At 67.7% G+C, this 14,802-nt stretch carries 19 protein-coding genes and 1 pseudogene; 7 read left to right on the top strand and 13 right to left on the bottom strand.

The annotated features are described in order from the left end of the window. Positions 1-31: 31 nt before the first annotated feature. The 4 genes and pseudogenes from DAERI_RS22830 to DAERI_RS12935 all read right to left on the bottom strand — a co-directional run. Positions 32-198: pseudogene (locus DAERI_RS22830) on the bottom strand (IS66 family transposase); the annotation flags it as partial. 252 nt (positions 199-450) lie between these two features. Further along, a complete protein-coding gene (locus DAERI_RS22040) occupies positions 451-975 on the bottom strand; it encodes a hypothetical protein (RefSeq protein WP_133162032.1) in 525 nt (174 codons plus the stop codon). Between the two features lie 85 nt (positions 976-1,060). Beyond that, positions 1,061-2,104 (bottom strand): hypothetical protein, encoded by a 1,044-nt coding sequence (locus DAERI_RS22035; RefSeq protein ID WP_133162031.1) that lies wholly within the window; start codon positions 2,102-2,104, stop codon positions 1,061-1,063. 127 nt (positions 2,105-2,231) lie between these two features. Beyond that, complete coding sequence (locus DAERI_RS12935; protein WP_103129852.1) at positions 2,232-2,831, bottom strand: response regulator transcription factor; 600 nt, start codon at positions 2,829-2,831, stop codon at positions 2,232-2,234. A gap of 96 nt (positions 2,832-2,927) precedes the next feature. Here DAERI_RS12935 and DAERI_RS12930 point away from each other — a divergent pair, with 96 nt between their 5' ends. Next, the gene (locus tag DAERI_RS12930) at positions 2,928-4,067 is read left to right on the top strand and encodes an ATP phosphoribosyltransferase regulatory subunit (protein ID WP_103129851.1); all 1,140 of its coding nucleotides are present in this window, start codon (positions 2,928-2,930) and stop codon (positions 4,065-4,067) included. Next, a complete protein-coding gene (gene hisG / locus DAERI_RS12925; protein ID WP_103129850.1) occupies positions 4,064-4,726 on the top strand; it encodes an ATP phosphoribosyltransferase in 663 nt (220 codons plus the stop codon). The genes DAERI_RS12930 and hisG overlap by 4 nt, the downstream gene beginning before the upstream one ends. A 339-nt stretch (positions 4,727-5,065) precedes the next feature. Here the strand turns inward: hisG and DAERI_RS12920 are convergent, their stop codons facing one another. The 6 genes from DAERI_RS12920 to DAERI_RS12890 form a co-directional block, all read right to left on the bottom strand. Then, a complete protein-coding gene (locus DAERI_RS12920) occupies positions 5,066-6,307 on the bottom strand; it encodes a MalY/PatB family protein (protein WP_103129849.1) in 1,242 nt (413 codons plus the stop codon). A 372-nt stretch (positions 6,308-6,679) separates the two neighbouring features. Beyond that, positions 6,680-7,360 carry a Crp/Fnr family transcriptional regulator gene (locus tag DAERI_RS12910; RefSeq protein ID WP_103129847.1) on the bottom strand — a complete coding sequence of 227 codons (681 nt, stop codon included), beginning with the start codon at positions 7,358-7,360 and terminating at the stop codon, positions 6,680-6,682. 50 nt (positions 7,361-7,410) lie between these two features. After that, positions 7,411-7,686: a cupin domain-containing protein gene (locus tag DAERI_RS12905; protein WP_103129846.1), complete on the bottom strand. Its 276-nt coding sequence runs from the start codon at positions 7,684-7,686 to the stop codon at positions 7,411-7,413. Continuing rightward, positions 7,683-8,096 carry a group III truncated hemoglobin gene (locus tag DAERI_RS12900; RefSeq protein ID WP_103129845.1) on the bottom strand — a complete coding sequence of 138 codons (414 nt, stop codon included), beginning with the start codon at positions 8,094-8,096 and terminating at the stop codon, positions 7,683-7,685. Before DAERI_RS12900 ends, DAERI_RS12905 begins: the two co-directional genes overlap by 4 nt. Further along, the gene (locus tag DAERI_RS12895) at positions 8,093-8,497 is read right to left on the bottom strand and encodes a hypothetical protein (RefSeq protein WP_103129844.1); all 405 of its coding nucleotides are present in this window, start codon (positions 8,495-8,497) and stop codon (positions 8,093-8,095) included. The genes DAERI_RS12900 and DAERI_RS12895 overlap by 4 nt, the downstream gene beginning before the upstream one ends. After that, the gene (locus DAERI_RS12890; RefSeq protein WP_103129843.1) at positions 8,494-8,730 is read right to left on the bottom strand and encodes a ferredoxin; all 237 of its coding nucleotides are present in this window, start codon (positions 8,728-8,730) and stop codon (positions 8,494-8,496) included. Before DAERI_RS12890 ends, DAERI_RS12895 begins: the two co-directional genes overlap by 4 nt. Positions 8,731-8,877: 147 nt before the next feature. Here DAERI_RS12890 and DAERI_RS12885 point away from each other — a divergent pair, with 147 nt between their 5' ends. The 4 genes from DAERI_RS12885 (at position 8,878) to DAERI_RS12870 (ending at position 11,440) form a co-directional block, all read left to right on the top strand. After that, on the top strand, positions 8,878-9,432 hold the full coding sequence (locus tag DAERI_RS12885) for an Ada metal-binding domain-containing protein (protein ID WP_235610375.1): 555 nt from the start codon (positions 8,878-8,880) through the stop codon (positions 9,430-9,432). 134 nt (positions 9,433-9,566) lie between these two features. Further along, positions 9,567-10,262 (top strand): 5'-methylthioadenosine/adenosylhomocysteine nucleosidase, encoded by a 696-nt coding sequence (locus DAERI_RS12880; RefSeq protein WP_103129842.1) that lies wholly within the window; start codon positions 9,567-9,569, stop codon positions 10,260-10,262. Between the two features lie 2 nt (positions 10,263-10,264). Further along, positions 10,265-10,645 (top strand): CidA/LrgA family protein, encoded by a 381-nt coding sequence (locus tag DAERI_RS12875; RefSeq protein ID WP_103129841.1) that lies wholly within the window; start codon positions 10,265-10,267, stop codon positions 10,643-10,645. Between the two features lie 138 nt (positions 10,646-10,783). Further along, complete coding sequence (locus DAERI_RS12870; RefSeq protein WP_103129840.1) at positions 10,784-11,440, top strand: LrgB family protein; 657 nt, start codon at positions 10,784-10,786, stop codon at positions 11,438-11,440. A gap of 7 nt (positions 11,441-11,447) precedes the next feature. Here the strand turns inward: DAERI_RS12870 and DAERI_RS12865 are convergent, their stop codons facing one another. From DAERI_RS12865 to DAERI_RS12855, 3 genes are all read right to left on the bottom strand, one after another. Next, positions 11,448-12,137, bottom strand: coding sequence for a phosphatidylserine decarboxylase (locus tag DAERI_RS12865; RefSeq protein ID WP_103129839.1), 690 nt, complete (start codon positions 12,135-12,137; stop codon positions 11,448-11,450). A 202-nt stretch (positions 12,138-12,339) separates the two neighbouring features. Next, positions 12,340-12,999, bottom strand: a complete 660-nt coding sequence (locus DAERI_RS12860; RefSeq protein WP_103129838.1) for a peptidylprolyl isomerase — start codon at positions 12,997-12,999, stop codon at positions 12,340-12,342. Between the two features lie 32 nt (positions 13,000-13,031). Further along, positions 13,032-13,502 (bottom strand): Lrp/AsnC family transcriptional regulator, encoded by a 471-nt coding sequence (locus DAERI_RS12855; RefSeq protein ID WP_103129837.1) that lies wholly within the window; start codon positions 13,500-13,502, stop codon positions 13,032-13,034. A gap of 162 nt (positions 13,503-13,664) precedes the next feature. Between DAERI_RS12855 and ald the strand changes: the two genes are divergently transcribed. After that, the gene (ald, locus tag DAERI_RS12850; protein WP_103129836.1) at positions 13,665-14,771 is read left to right on the top strand and encodes an alanine dehydrogenase; all 1,107 of its coding nucleotides are present in this window, start codon (positions 13,665-13,667) and stop codon (positions 14,769-14,771) included. Positions 14,772-14,802: the final 31 nt, after the last annotated feature.

Here is a 14,802-nt window from a genome sequence, read left to right as displayed (position 1 = left end):
TGGTCGGGGGCTTAGTGCGCCGGGTGGGGTCGGTGAGCGGCACCCTCACTACCCCGTCGGGAAGTTCACTATCTTCAAAGTCTTGCCCGTATGACCCGGCTGCCCGCCAGAAGATCGGGCGGTCTTCTGACGTTCGCTCTTAGCCTCGTTCTTCCAGGATTTGTCCTGGCTCGGAGGCTGATGGGAGGTCTCGCTGTCCTAACCTAGCTGGGCTTTGAGTCTGGCACAATTGGGGCAGGCGTCGTCTAGAATGCCCTCATTCTACCTGCTCCGGGTCAACAGGCCCCGCTGAGCAGTTATATCTGGAGGTCCCTTATTGAATGCGTCCCATTGCTATGACCGTAATGCTGGTGTTCTAACTTCTTTAAAATTATTCAAGTTTGTGGTAACTGTCGTACAGAGTGTTTCAATGATCCGGCCTTATCAACAAGAGCGCAAGGAGCGGTATTCCTACTTTGTAGTGTACCTTGTTGAGGTGATAATAAGAGCGGAATCGAAAGCCACGTCTCCGAATTGAACAAAATAATACTTCCCTTTTAAAGAAATACCATAATATACTTTGCTGCCATCCACGCGCGTCTGCCATTCTACTCGTCCTCCTATCTTAATCAGGTTGGCAAGCCAGTTGCTAAAGGAGTTTACTGCTGGCAGAGTAGAATTAACTTTTTCCCCATTCCAATAAACAAACTCCTGTAATACACACATATTGGAACCCGCTGCCAGCTTTTGTTTTGCAGTCAGATTTCCTCTTCCTAAATACTCTAGTCCTTGAGAAGTGCGAGGTGCTTGGCAGAGCTGGGAAGGCGTTTCTATTTTATGTTCCACCACATCATTAAATCTTCCCGGAAGCAGCCTTGACTGTTCGAGGGGACCAGATCTGGTGCTATTTTGGTTGTCTTTTTGAGCCGCTGCCATTTGTATTAAGGACAGAAGCACGCACGTCATATAGCTGGAAACCGTAAGAGTCGATTTCATATGTCACCTCCAAAACTAGGGTGGCAGGGGTGGCAGGGGACTCACGCCCTACCACCTTAGTTCATCAAGATGACGTTATTCTGAACTAGTTGGTCATGTCGATGTAGACTGATACGCTATTGGCTGTTGGTGCATTTGCTGTGTACACGGTCGAAGTGCTGGGCCAATTGCACGCTGAGGAGAAGACCCTTGAACCCGACCAGTAGGAGTAGGAGTAGGTGTTCCCCGAGAATGTACCAAGTTGTGAATTGCCGAGTACAGACGTAAATTGAACATTGTATCTATAAGATGAGTTGTAGTAACCAGCCAGATCGCCGTTTGCAACCGTTGCCATGCGTTTTAAATACTGATCTGTACCCGCCGTGTTCCATCCGTAGGCGCTTATGTTTGCGAGAATGGTTCCCCCGTTAGGAGTAGCTACACTCATAGCCAGTTGACCAGAACCGGTGACGTAGAGCTGTGTTGGGTGTGAGTAGCCAAGGCCCAGGTAGCTTACACCCCACTCTTTATAAACACCGTTCGCACGTGTGAAGACACGCAACTTGCTGTCGTAATAGACAAGACCGGCATCCACCTCGCTGGCCCCATTGCTCGCTTGACCGCCAAGATAGTTGTAAGCGGCCCAGGAGCGCGAACCGATAGGAGCAGGGAAATTAGGAGCATAGGGCGTGAAGGCGGTGTAAATGGCGCCGTAGCCCGAGGATGAGTACGATCTGTAGTAGGGTCCGTCGGTACTGTTACAAGTCGTGTAGTTTGCTCCTTGGGTATTAAGATTACTGGGCTTGAAATCATCCACGGGATAAGCCGGACCCTGTGAACCATCGTTAAACCTTACAGAGAGTCCTTGAAGGTCTTTCACTATACGTCCCTGCCGAATCTTGACGCCTGCTTTGCTGCTGTAAACCTCGCCATTTTTGGCAGTGTACATTAACTGTGGGTTCTTGACCCCCGCTATCATGTCCCTTGGTAAAGCGGCGTACCACGCCCGCATCTCAGCTTGTACTTCAGCAGGAACACTACCATCAATTATGAGTGCTTGATTATCGGTTTGTTGCATATCCTGTTGGCCGCAGGAGGCGAGAATGACACTAAGGGCGACAAGGGCAGGCACAGCAGGAATACGACGCATGGGGGTGCTCCTTGGCGTGAGGATGACTTCTGCTTTTTGCCGACAAGATGAGCATAATTGAAAAATAGGATGGTGTGGTAGATAAATGTAACACTCAAAGATGACAAATGTAACCGACGGTACAAGCTTACCGATCGCCAGCCCCTTTGACTTTTGATGGTTGGTGGTTCAAGAGGTGCCAGAGCCCCCAGTAGTACAGGGCCACCTGAGTCCGGTTCTCGAAGCCGAGTTTCTGGAACACGCGGCTGAGCCCATTCCTGACGGTACCCTCGTTGAGGTCAAGTTCCTGGGCGATCCGCCGGTTCTCCCACCCCTGGGCGCTGTAGCGCAGCATGCGGCGCTCTATAGAGGTCAGCGGGCTGTCGTGCTGCGGAGTGCGGCGGAAGAACTCCCCCGCCTGGGCACGGACGAGCGCGTTTGCCAGCTCCTCGACGCGGTGCCCTCCAGCCAGCAGGCCGCGTGGCCCGAAGGTCCACAAGTCCTCCCAATATTCACCACAGGGATTATCGGTCACCACCACCCACTCACTTGGGTTCCCTTGCTCCAGCACCTGCAAGGCGACGCCCCAGGGACCATCGATCAGCAGCCCGAGTGGGGCCTGTTCGTAGACCTCCCAGCCGAAGCGTTGAAGGGTCTGCCCGATCTCGGCGGCAAGCGCCGGGAGGGCACAGTGCAGGCGGTAGCGGCGCGAGACCACCGGGGACGTTGGCAGGGATGGTGTGGTCATGTTCAGGCGGGGTTAGCACATGACCTGTGAACCAGACGTGTCTGCGCGGCGCTCGCAGACAATAGGTGCCACTCACACTGTTCCCCGAGTGCTTTAATGCCCCCCGTGAGTCTGTCCTCCCGCCCCCCCACCCCCACCCGCGTTCCCGAGGGTACCCGCGACGTGCTGCCGCCCGAGTGGGCCTGGCGCGAGCACCTGCGCTCCCGGCTGGCGGGCGAGTTCGCCGCGTGGGGCTACCGGGGCGTGGAGGTGCCCGCGCTGGAGTTCGCGTCGGAGAATCACCCGCAAACCGCGCGGGCCTTCAAGCTCATCGACGCGAGCGGCGAGGTGCTGGCGCTGCGCAGCGAGTTCACGACGGCCATCGGGCGGCTGGTCCAGGCCCGCTTCCCGCACGGCCCCTTTCCCCTGCGCCTCCAGTACGGCGGGCGGTTGTGGCTGCGGACCCTGACGAGCGAGCTGGGCAGGCTGCGCGAGTTCGGGCAGGTGGGCGTGGAACTCGTCGGGGTGGCGACGCCGCAGGCCGACGCGGAGTTGCTGCTCCTGGGCACGCGGGCTTTGAAGACGGTCGGGGTGGAGGCGGTGATGGAGGTGGGTTATCCCGGTTTCGTGGACGCCGTGCTGGAGGACGCGGGGCTGCCCGCCGGGGCACGGAACGCCCTGCACGACGCCATCGACCGCAAGAGCGGGGCGGACGTGGACCTCCTCGCCGCCGCGCATGGGTTGGGCCGCGAGGTGACGGCGACCCTGCATACCCTGACCGACCTGTATGGCGGGCGGGAGGTGCTGACGCAGGCGGCGGCGCTGGCGCGGGGCGAGCGGGCGCGGGGGGCCGTGACCCACCTGGAGGCGGTCGCCGCTCTGTACGGCCCGGGATTGCTGTTCGACCTGGGGGCCAGCCGCCGCTACGGGTACTACACGGGGATCACCTTCCGGGCGTACGCCGCGGGCCTGAACCAGCCGGTGCTGGGCGGCGGGCGCTACGACCTGGGGGGCCTGCCCGGCGCGGGCTTCGCCATCGGGCTGGAGCGGCTGACCGAAGTGACGGCGGCGACGCTGCCCCCCGAGCCGGAGGTCGTGCTGGCCCTCGACGCCGCCGGGGCGGAGACCGCCCGGGCCGCCGGGCTGGTCGCCGAACTCGCGTGGACGGAGGACCGGGCCGAGCTGCTCGCCTACTGCGCCCGCCGGGGCATTCGCCGCTGGGCACAGGGGGACGCGCTGGGCGAGGTGAGCGCGTGACGCCCGCCCCGCCCCGCGGTCCCGACCACCTCACCCTCGCGCTGCCCAAGGGGCGCATTCTGGAGGAGGCCGTCCGCCTGCTGTCGCTCGCCGGGCTGCCCCTCACCCTGCCGGAGAAGTCGCGCGCCCTGCGGCACGAGTTCCCCGGCGTGACCGTGCTCGAACTGCGGAATCAGGACGTGCCCGTGTACGTGGACCTGGGGGTGGCGGACGCGGGCATTGTCGGCAAGGACGTGCTGATCGAGTCGGGCCGCACCGTGTACGAGCCGGTGGACCTGCGCTTCGCCGCCTGCCGCCTCTCGCTGATCCGGGAGGTGGGGGCGACTGGACCCATCGGGCGAGTTGCCACGAAGTACCCGCGCTCGGCCCGCGCCTACCTCGCCGCGCGGGGCATTCCCGCCGAGGTCGTCAAGCTCTCCGGCAACATCGAACTCGCCGCGCTGACGGGCCTGGCCGACGCCGTGGTGGACCTCGTGCAGACGGGGAGCACGCTGCGGGCGAACAACCTGGAGGAGGTGGACGTGCTGTTCCACTCCAGCGCCCGCCTGGTGGTGAACCGCGCCGCCCTCAAGCTGCGGCGGGAGCGGCTGCGGCCCCTGATCGAGCGGCTGCGCGAGCTGACGGCGGAGGTCGTGGAGGCCCCCTTGAAGACGGAGTGAATCTCGCCTGTCTCAGAAGGTAGAGAAATTGCGGCTGGAGCGGCAAACAAGTCTCCTCCCCCTTGAGGGGGAAGGTTGGGAGGGGGTGAACGGGCCGGGCGTCAGGAGCCAGTGGGAATGTCCAGGCGCCTCATTCCTTCTCGGGCCAAGACAGGAGGACAAGCGGCGCTTGCAACTCCCCTCCCCAGCCCTCCGCAAGCAGCTCTACGAGTTCCCCGCAAGGGGAAGGGAGAAAAATACCGTCCCCAACGTGCTTCCTCTCCATGAACAGGATGCCTGCATCCCCAACCCAACAGGGCGGGCCAGCGGCAGAAGACCGGAAGGGCTGACCCGCGCTTCCTACCTCTGCACGGGCACCTCGGCCCCCAGCGCCCGCGCCATCCGCTCCAGCGCCTCGACCAGCAGGGCGCGGCTGGTGGCGAAGTTCAGGCGGATGAAGCCCTGGTAGCGCGGCTTGAGGTCCTCGGGCGCGAAGATGGGGCCGTCGTGGACGGCGATGCGGGCCTCCTCCAGCAGGAACTTCTGGATGTCCCCGGCTCTCGGGTGGGCGCGCAGGTCGAGCCAGGCGAGGTAGGTCGCCTCGGGCGGGCTGAAGCGCACCCAGGGGAGCTGGGTCTGGAGGAAGGCGGCCATCACGTCCCGGTTGCCGCGCAGGTACTTCACGGTGTCCGCCAGCCACGGCCCGCCCCCCCGCAGCGCGGCCTGCCAGGCGGTCACGCTGAGCGCCGAGGGGTGGCCCATCAGCCCCCCGGCGGCGGTCTTGACCCGCTTCACGAGCGCCGGGTCATGGCCCACCATCGCGCCGATACCCAGGCCCGCCGTGTTGTACGCCTTGGCGGGTCCGGTCAGGGTAATCGTCCGGTCACGCACGCGCGGGTCGGCGGCGAACGCCTCGAAGGGCGCATCCGTGTAGCGCAGGTCGGCGTGCAGCTCGTCGGACACCACGTACAGGTCGTGTTCCAGCACGAAGTCGCGCAGGCGGGCGAGTTCGGCGGCGTCCCAGACTCGCCCCGTAGGGTTGTGGGGATGGCAGAGCATCAGCAGGCGGGCACCCTGGGCCGCAGCCTCCAGCGCCTCCCAGCCGATCTCCCAGCGCGTCTGTCCCCCTTCCGTCTGGCCCTCCCGCAGCGGCGCGGCGGCCACCCGGCGCCCCTGCTCGGTGATCGCCAGGTGGAAGGGGTGATAGATCGGCGTCATCGTCAGCACGGGCTCGCCGGGTTGGGTCAGACCGTTCACGGCGGCGTACAGCCCCGGCACCACGCCCGGCAGGAAGGTCAGGCCATCCTCCGGCAGGTCGGTGAGGCCCTGAGTGGCGAGGTGTTCGCGCAGAGCCGTGCCCAGGGTCGGGTCGCCGAGGAGCTGGTGGTAGCCCAGCCCGCGTGTCAGGCGCTCCCGCAACGCGGCCACGATGGGCGGCGCGACCGGGTAATCCATGTCCGCGACCCACAGCGGGATCACGCCCTCGGGGTACATCGTCCACTTCAGGCTGTCGGGGTGCCGCAGCGTGGCGGGGTCGAGGGTGCCGTAGGGGTCGGCCACGCTGGCGTCGGGCATCAGTTCGGGGAGCGGCGCGTCGGTCATGGGGCGAGGATACGCCGGGGGCAGGAGGGAAGCGGGCACCTATGGGAGGTTCGGGAAGCCGTATTCCATGAAGAGGCGTCTAACGAAAGACAGTTCTTCTTCGGGCAGCGGAGCCCCGCCAGCGCGGTCAACGTCGTTCAGGACCACGTGATAGTCCCGATCATCAAGAACCGCGATCATCCTGGCGAGGGTGCGATCCAAAAACTCGGGGGACAGGAGTTGGAGCACTGCCGAATACTGTGGTTCGGGAATCCTACCCGGGTAGATGCGCCTGAGCCAACTGTAGCTGGGTTCGAGATAGTCCGGGATGCCTTCAAATTTGGCCCTTGTCCTCCAGGTATCCGTGCCCAAGAATTGCTCGTCGCGCGGACCTCATCCCTCCCGGTTCCCCCGCGCCAGCCGGGTGAGTTCCACCCTATCCAGCACGCGCACCCTTCGCCGCTCCAGGTGGATCAGGTTCAGCCGGTAGAACTCGCCCAGCTTGCGGCTGACGAGTTCGGGCACCGTGCCCAGCAGGGCGGCGAGTTCACTGTTGGTGGGGAGGAGGTGCGGCTCGGCGGCGTGCTCCAGCAGGTATCCGGCGAGCCGCTCACCGAGTTCGCTGAAGACCAGCCCCTCGACCCGGGCGAGCAGTTCGGCCTGGCGCCGCGCGAAGTAGGCGATCACGGCCCGGGCGAGGGCGGGAGTGCCGTACACCCGTTCGCGCACCGCGTCGGCGGGCAGGCACAGCACTTCCGTCGGGGTTTGCAGCGCGACCGCGCTCGCCGGGGCCTCCGCCCGGCTCTGGAAGGCGGCGACCCCCGCGACGAGTTGCCGGGGACCCTCCACATGCAGGGTGAGTTCCCGCGTGCCGCCCCGCGCCAGCCGGTACACCCGCACGCTGCCGGAACTCACGAGGTAGACGGTGTCCACCGCGTCCCCCTCGCGGAAGAGGTGCTCGCCCCGCGCCAGGGTGCGAAAGACGGCCAGAGCGGCCAGGGGCTCCAGATCGGCGGCCTCCGCCCCCTGAAAGACGGGGGCGTGGCTCAGCAGCAGTTCGGCGCGGCCTCTCACGTCTCCCGATCCTGCCACGCCGGCCGGGGAGGAGCGGCCCTCTTCCCTCCTCACCCTCCCAGCAGCGTGACGAGGACCTGGGTTCCGGGCCGGGCCGCCTCCAGCAACAGGGGCTCGTTCCCGTCGTGCGTGAGGACCCCGGCGGCGGACAGGGCGTGGGTATCCTCCCCAGTGGTCACGTGCAGTTCACCGCTCAGGACGGCGAGGACGACCTGGGCCTGGGGGTGCGTGTGGCGGGGCACGCCCTCCCCGGCCTCCAGGCGGAAGAGGAGGCTGCGGCCCCCGGGAGTCGAGGCGAGGACCCGCGGGGGCTGGGCGCGGTTCACGCCTGCGCCTTCCCGGCCACGGCGTGCCGCTCCAGGTTGACCCGCATCCGCCGGGCGAGGGTGAGGAGCGCCTCCGCTTCGGGTGGATCGAGGTGTTCGCGCAGGGTCTCCTCCCACAGGGCCAGCCAGCGGTCGAAGTGCGGGGCGTCGATGCCCAGGTCCGCGTGCGCCGGGCCGGGTTGCCCCCGGTAAGCGCTGGGGCCGCCCGTCACCGCCCGCCAGAAGCCCTCCAGCCGGGCAATGTGCAGCGGCCACCCGGCACGCGGAAAGGGGCCGATCTTGCGGGTGAAGACGGGGCCGAGTATTTCGTCCGCCGTCGCCCTCGCGTAAAACGCCCACAGCACGCGGCGCAGCGCCTCGTCGCCCAGGCGGGCGAAGACGGCGTCCGGGTGGGTGACGGGAAGGGTCATGCGGAGGCCACCACGGCGAAGGCGCACAGCAGGGCACTCGCCGCCAGGGTGAGGTTCGTGATCCAGGCGGGGGGCCGGGCCTGGGCCTGTCCCCGGCGGACGTGCAGGGCGACCAGGCCGCCGATCAGCAGCAGCAGGGCGAATTCGGCGAGCAGCGCGCCGCCGAAGCCCCGCGTGACGCCCAGCGCCAGCACCGTGGCGAGCAGCAGCAGGGTCAGCGGGCCATTCACCCGCGCGTAGTACCGCCCGACGAGGCGGCGGTTCGCGGTGCGGGTGGCGGCGTCGGGGAACAGCTCGGTGAAGGCCGGGCTCACGACGGAGGTGGTGAACAGGTACATGCCCACCCAGACGCCGACGAGCAGGACATTCAGCGCGGCGAGCAGCGGGACGAGCGGGGTCATAGCCCGAAGAAGGCCTTGTTCTTGACGATGAACTCTTCCTCGCCGCTCGGCACGTCCTCCTCGGGGAAGATGGCGCTGACGGGGCAGGCGGGCACGCAGGCGCCGCAGTCGATGCACTCGTCGGGGTGGATCAGGTACTGGTCGCCGCCGTCGTAGATGCACTCCACGGGGCAGACCTCGGTGCAGGCCTGGTCCTTCACGCCGATGCAGGGGCTGGTGATGATATGGGGCATGGCCGTAGCCTGCCGCGCGGCGGGGTGGGGCGACCATGACTCAGGTTAAGGTCTGTCCCGCCGAGGCTTCCCGAGCCTGAATTTGGGCGCAAGAAACGGATAATCCCGTCCGGGCCTCGCGGGTACGCTTGAGCCAAAGGAGTTCCCATGCCTCAGGTGCTCTCGCCCACCCCCCAAGACGAGGCCCGCTGGCCGGCCGTGCTGAACCGCGACGCCTCGCAGGACGGGCAGTTCTCCTACGGCGTGCGCTCCACGGGCATCTCCTGCCGCCCCTCGTGCCCGTCCCGCCGACCGAGGCGCGAGAACGTCCGGTTCTTCGACGACCCGGAGGGTGCCCAGGCGGCGGGCTTCCGCCCCTGCCTGCGCTGCAAGCCCGGCGAGGTCGAGGCCCGGCGCCGCGCCGCGCTGCACGTCCAGCACCTCCTCGACACCGTGGAGCCCACGCCGTCCCTCGCGCAGCTCGCCGGGGCGGTGGGGTTCAGCCCCTTCCACCCCCAGCGGGTGTTCAAGGCGGAGACGGGCCTGAGCCCCAACCAGTACGCCCTGGCGCGGCGGGGCGAGCGCGTCCGGCGCGAACTGCGGGAGGGCGCGAGCGTCACGGCGGCCCTGTACGGCGCCGGGCACGCTGCTTCGCCTCCGGCTCAGCATGACGGGTTCCCTCGTGGGCAGCGAAAGCCGAGCCTAGGCTTTCTGCCTGCTTAGAAAGCCTGCGGCAACCCAGTTTTGGTGGGCGGTCATTCCCCTCTCCGACCCGGGGAAGTTGCCGCGGCAGCCCGGGCAGGAGTGGGAAGAGGTCCCGAGCCTGCCAACTCCGCCTGCACCGTACACTGACGCCCATGCTGGCGATCATGGGCGCGATGGACGAGGAGATCGAGTTGCTGCTGGAGGGCCTTCAGGGCCGCGAGGACCTGACCCGGCCCGGCGTGACCCTGTACCGGGGGACGCTGGACGGGGTGCCCGTGCTCCTCACCCAGAGTGGCATCGGCAAGGTGAACGCGGCGATGACGGCCACGTACCTGCTGCAGGAGGGCGCCACCCGCGTGATCTTTACCGGCGTGGCGGGCGGCGTCCACCCCGACCTGCGCGTGGGGGACATCGTGGTGAGCAGCGACCTCGTGCAGCACGACGTGGACGTGACGGCACTGAACTACGCCCCGGGGACCATCCCGGGGGAGGCGTCTTCTTGGGCTGCCGATGAGGCGCTGCGAACCGTCGCGCTGGAGGCTGCGGGCGAGATCGAGGGCGTGCAGGTGCTGGAGGGCCGGGTGGCGAGCGGCGACCAGTTCATCGCTTCAAAAGAGGGGGTGAGGCGCCTCAGGGAGACCTTCGGCGCGGCCTGTGCGGAGATGGAGGGGGCGGCGGTCGCGCAGGTGTGCGCCAAGGCGGGGGTGCCCTTCGTGGTGATCCGCTCGGTGAGCGACACGGCGGACCACGACGCGCAGGTGGACTACCGGACCTTCATGCCCCGCGTTGCCCGGCACGCCAAGCAGGTCGTGCGCGGGATGCTCGCCCGCCTGGGCGCCGGGACCTGAGGGTGAGCCGACCTGCCTCGCTGACAGGAAGCCTGCCCGCCCCCGCGCGCTTCGTGCTGGGGCTCGGAGTGCTGACCGGCTTCGCCGCGCTGGGCACCGGGCTGGTCACTGCCCTGCACCTTCCCCTGCCGGGCTCGGTCGTGGGGATGGTCTTGCTGTGGGCAGCGCTGTCGCTGGGCGTGGTGCGGCTGCACTGGCTCGCGGAGGCGGCGGACGGGCTGCTCGGTGTCCTGGGGCTGCTGTTTGTCCCCGCCACCGTCGGCGTGGTCGAGTACCTGTCGGCGGGGGCGGCGTGGGCGCTGTGGCTGCTCGTGATGCTCGCGGGGCTGCTGCTGGGAGCCGGGGTGGCGGGGTTGCTGGCGGCGCGGCTGGTCAGGGGGTGAGTGGGGAGTGGCCAGTGGTCAGTGGATGCGGGGCGAGGAACTCCCCGGGGGCCAGGCGGGGGTCGGCCTGAAGGCGCCGACCCCCGCCTTTCCCACGTCCCACTCCCCACGTCCCACTCCCCGCCCCGCAGGAGCACCGTGACCTGGGTGGCCCTCACCCTCCTGGCCTTCGGGCTGGGCGTGGTGGCGCAGGCGCGGACGCGGCATCCGCTGGCGAATCCGACGCTGGTAGCGACCGTCATCGTCGCGGGGATACTACTGGTGACGCGGACGCCATATGAGGGGTACGCGGCGGAGGTCCGGCCCATCTCCTTCCTGCTCGGCCCGGCGGTGGTGGCGCTCGCCGTGCCGCTGTACCGGCTGCGAGCCCTGCTGGTCCGGGAGTGGCGGGTGATGGTGATCGGGGGCCTGGCGGGCACGCTGGTCGGCGTGGGGGTGGACACCCTGCTGCCCCGGCTGCTGGGCCTGAGCGCCGAGGCGCAGCGGTCCCTCACCACGGCCACGGCCACGAGCCCGGTCGCGGTACAGCTCGCGGGGCTGACGGGCGCGCCGCCCGCGCTCGCCGCCACGCTCGCCGTGCTGTCGGGGCTACTGGGGGCGCTCGTGTTGCCGCAGGCCCTGACCCGCCTGGGGGTGCGCCACCCCCTCGCCCGCGGCATCGCCATCGGCAGCGTCTCCCACGGCATCGGCACCGCCCGCGCCCGCGAGGAGGGCGAGACGACGGGCGCCGCGAGCAGCATCGGCATGGGGCTGGCCGCGCTCGTCGTGACACTGGTGGTGGCGCTGCTGCGGTAGCCCCGCCTCAGCCGAAGAGCCAGCCGAAGAGCGCCGCCACCGTCTCCGCTCCGGTCACCCGGTCCCCCACGCTGACCAGTGGCACGGCGGCCAGGGGCAGCGTGAGCAGGACGAGGCCACTCCCCTCCAGGAAGGCCAGCTTGTGCCCCGCACGAACCTCTGCACCGGGGCGGGCATAGGTGACGGCGCCCAGGCCACTCCTACCTCCAACCAGGGTGACGCCCGCGTCCCCGTATTTGCCCGACAAGATGGTGGTATGCCGCTCCTTTCCGGTCAGCCCCGGCCTCCCGAGTACACCAGCGGGCCGACCGGTCAGGAGGCGTGCGGTTGTCAGAGCTTGTGCAAGGGGCGCGCTCCCCTGACTCCCACCCAGGTGGACGGTTCGCGCCACCCCACCTACCGGCGCGTACACGTAACGAACGTCCAGCGGCCCCACGAGGAGGCCGAGCAGCCAGCCCTCCCCCACCTCCATCCCGGTGAGATTCGGAATGTCCACAGCGGCGGACGATTCCACCTCCACCCGCCCGTCCTGAATCCGGCGCACGAACGTGACGAGGCCGTCGGCGGGGCTCAGCACGGCTCCGGCCTGCGACAGCGGGACCCGGACGGGATCGCGGAAACGGAGGACGTTTTGCAGATACCACGCGGCGGCACCCCCCAGGGCGGCCAGGAGCAGGAGACGGCGCGGCAGGCGCATGGAGTCAAGCTATCAGCGATCAGCCGTCAGAAAAAGCTGTTGGCGCAGGCTTTGATCTCCACGCCGTCCCAGCCCTGGAGGCTGCCCTCATGAGCCGATCTCACCTGTTGGGCGCCCCCTCACCCCTGGCGCAGCCACAGGGGAAGGGGCACCAGAGCGTTGAACTGGGTGGGGATCAAAGCCTGGGTTGGGCGCTGCACACTCACTGCGACACGAGAATCTGCACGCTCTGAATCCGGTCGGGTTCGGCGCCCTGAATCGGCGTCTCGCCGCCCTGGCCGCTCGTCGCGGTGCGCGTGAGCTTGGCGAGCACGTCCTGTCCGGCCACGACCTTGCCGAAGACCGTGTACTCGCCGTTCAGGAAGTCGGCGGGCGCCAGCGTGATGAAAAACTGGCTGCCCTGCGAGAAGTAGCTCTGTGAGCGGGCCATGCCCAGCACCCCGGCGGAATTAAAGGTCAGGCCCGGATCGAGTTCCACGAAGAAGCCGTACCCGGGGCCGCCCGTCCCCCACTTCGCCTTCTGCGCCGCGTCCGCGCTGAGGGGATCGCCCCCCTGCGCCATGAAGCCCTCGACGACCCGGTGAAAGCGCGTGCCGTCGTAGAAGTGGTTAAGCGCGAGGAAGACGAAGCTGTTGACGGCCTTGGGCGCCCGCCGCGCGTACAGCTCGAGGGTCACGTCGCCCTTCGTGGTTTTAAGGATGGCGCGGTAGGTCTTCGCCGGATCGATGACCCAGCCCGGTTCCTTGAAGGTGCGGACGGGCGCGGCGGAGAGATAGGGGACGGGGGTGAAGGTGGGCGCCGGGGTGCTCTGGGCAAGGGCGGCAGACGCGACGAGCAGGGCGGCGAGCATCAGGGAGCGCATGGGCCGCAGCCTAGCGCGGGGACCCCGCCCCCTCACTCCAGCGGCAGGCTCGTCGTGTACTTCTCCTGCTTGACCACGATGGTGCTCGCGGTGTTCCGCACGCCGGGGCTGGAGGCCAGCACGTCCACCAGGAAGTTCTGGTAGGCGTCGAGGTCGGGCACGCAGACCTTGAGGAGGTAGTCGGTGTCGCCCAGGCAGAGGTAACACTCCAGCACCTCCGGGCGGCCCCGCATGTGCTCGGCGAAGGTTTCGAAGCCCTGCTTGGTCTGCTTGTCGAGCGTGACCCGCACGAGCACGAGCAGGTCGCGCCCCACCCGCTTGGGATCGAGCAGCGCCACGTACCGGCTGATGATGCCCTCCTCCTCCAGCCGCCGCACCCGCCGCAGGGTGGGCGCGGGCGTCAGGCCGATCTCGTCGGCGAGTTCGGTGTTCGGAATGCGGGCGTCGCGCTGGAGGATGGCGAGGATGCGGCGGTCAGTGGCGTCCAGTTCGGGCTGTGACATGAACCTCTGAAGAGTAGCAGAATGGCGCAACAGGATTGCTCGGACGCGAGTTTATCACCCCCTACTCGGCAATCGCGGATGGGGCATGTCCTGCTACCATTGCGCCACATCAACAGCGAGGGGCTGGCGGGGGATTCCCGCGCGGCCCGGCAGGAGTGTGCAATGAAGATCGGTCTTCCGAAGGAAATCAAGGTTAAGGAAAACCGCGTGGCGCTCACGCCCGGCGGGGTGGGCACCCTGGTGCGGCGCGGCCACTCGGTCGTCGTCGAGGAGGGCGCGGGGCTGGGCAGCGGCATCAGCGACCACGAGTACGTGGCGGCGGGGGCCGTGATGGGCACGGCGGCGGACGCCTGGGCCGCCGAGATGGTCATGAAGGTCAAGGAGCCCATCGAGAGCGAGTACGGGTACCTGCGCGACGACCTGCTCCTCTTCACCTACCTCCACCTCGCCGCCGACCGTCCCCTTACCGAGGCGCTGCTCGCGGCGGGCACCACCGCCGTCGCTTACGAGACGGTGCAGCTTGAGGACGGCAGCCTGCCCCTCCTGATGCCCATGTCGGAGGTCGCCGGGCGCCTGAGCGTGCAGGCGGGCGCGTACCACCTCCAGAAGCCGGTCGGTGGGCGCGGCGTGCTGCTGGGCGGCGTGCCTGGGGTGCAGGCGGGCCACGTGGTCATCATCGGCGGCGGCGTGGTGGGCACGAACGCCGCGAAGATGGCGATGGGGCTGGGGGCCAAGGTCACGGTCCTCGACGTGTCGCACCGCCGCCTGACCTACCTCGACGACGTGTTCTTCGGCAAGCTCACCACCATGATGAGCAGCGAGGCGAACATCCGCGCCCTGCTGCCCGAGGCGGACCTCCTCATCGGCGCGGTCCTGATTCCCGGCGCGAAGGCCCCGCACCTCGTCACGCGCGACATGCTCCCGCTGATGCAGGAGGGCAGCGTCATCGTGGACGTGGCGGTGGACCAGGGCGGCTGCGTGGAGACCATTCACGCCACCACCCACGACGACCCGACCTACGTGGTGGACGGCGTGATCCACTACGGCGTGGCGAACATGCCGGGCGCCGTGCCGCGCACGAGCACGTTTGCGCTGACTAACCAGACCCTCCCCTACGCCCTCATGCTGGCAGACCACGGGACCGCGGCCCTGCACCGCAACCGCGCGCTCATGCTCGGCCTGAACACCCACGGGGGCAAGCTGACGTACCAGGGCGTGGCGGACGCCTTCGAGCTGCCCGCAGTGGAGGCGGCGGCGGTGCTGGCGTAGGCGAAGGACCTCGGGGAGCGGCGGGCCGGGA

Source organism: Deinococcus aerius (genome assembly GCF_002897375.1).
GTDB classification, from domain to species: Bacteria; Deinococcota; Deinococci; order Deinococcales; family Deinococcaceae; genus Deinococcus; species Deinococcus aerius.
The sequence above is the reverse complement of the archived record's forward strand: the minus strand, read 5'-3'. Positions and strand labels throughout refer to the sequence as shown.

Coding starts and splice junctions, on each gene's coding strand:
- DAERI_RS22040 (WP_133162032.1), bottom strand. CDS start 975: ATGAAATCGACTCTTACGGTTTCCAGCTATATGACGTGCGTGCTTCTG.
- DAERI_RS22035 (WP_133162031.1), bottom strand. CDS start 2,104: ATGCGTCGTATTCCTGCTGTGCCTGCCCTTGTCGCCCTTAGTGTCATT.
- DAERI_RS12935 (WP_103129852.1), bottom strand. CDS start 2,831: ATGACCACACCATCCCTGCCAACGTCCCCGGTGGTCTCGCGCCGCTAC.
- DAERI_RS12930 (WP_103129851.1), top strand. CDS start 2,928: ATGCCCCCCGTGAGTCTGTCCTCCCGCCCCCCCACCCCCACCCGCGTT.
- DAERI_RS12920 (WP_103129849.1), bottom strand. CDS start 6,307: ATGACCGACGCGCCGCTCCCCGAACTGATGCCCGACGCCAGCGTGGCC.
- DAERI_RS12900 (WP_103129845.1), bottom strand. CDS start 8,096: ATGACCCTTCCCGTCACCCACCCGGACGCCGTCTTCGCCCGCCTGGGC.
- DAERI_RS12895 (WP_103129844.1), bottom strand. CDS start 8,497: ATGACCCCGCTCGTCCCGCTGCTCGCCGCGCTGAATGTCCTGCTCGTC.
- DAERI_RS12890 (WP_103129843.1), bottom strand. CDS start 8,730: ATGCCCCATATCATCACCAGCCCCTGCATCGGCGTGAAGGACCAGGCC.
- DAERI_RS12885 (WP_235610375.1), top strand. CDS start 8,878: ATGCCTCAGGTGCTCTCGCCCACCCCCCAAGACGAGGCCCGCTGGCCG.
- DAERI_RS12880 (WP_103129842.1), top strand. CDS start 9,567: ATGCTGGCGATCATGGGCGCGATGGACGAGGAGATCGAGTTGCTGCTG.
- DAERI_RS12865 (WP_103129839.1), bottom strand. CDS start 12,137: ATGCGCCTGCCGCGCCGTCTCCTGCTCCTGGCCGCCCTGGGGGGTGCC.
- DAERI_RS12860 (WP_103129838.1), bottom strand. CDS start 12,999: ATGCGCTCCCTGATGCTCGCCGCCCTGCTCGTCGCGTCTGCCGCCCTT.
- DAERI_RS12855 (WP_103129837.1), bottom strand. CDS start 13,502: ATGTCACAGCCCGAACTGGACGCCACTGACCGCCGCATCCTCGCCATC.
- ald (WP_103129836.1), top strand. CDS start 13,665: ATGAAGATCGGTCTTCCGAAGGAAATCAAGGTTAAGGAAAACCGCGTG.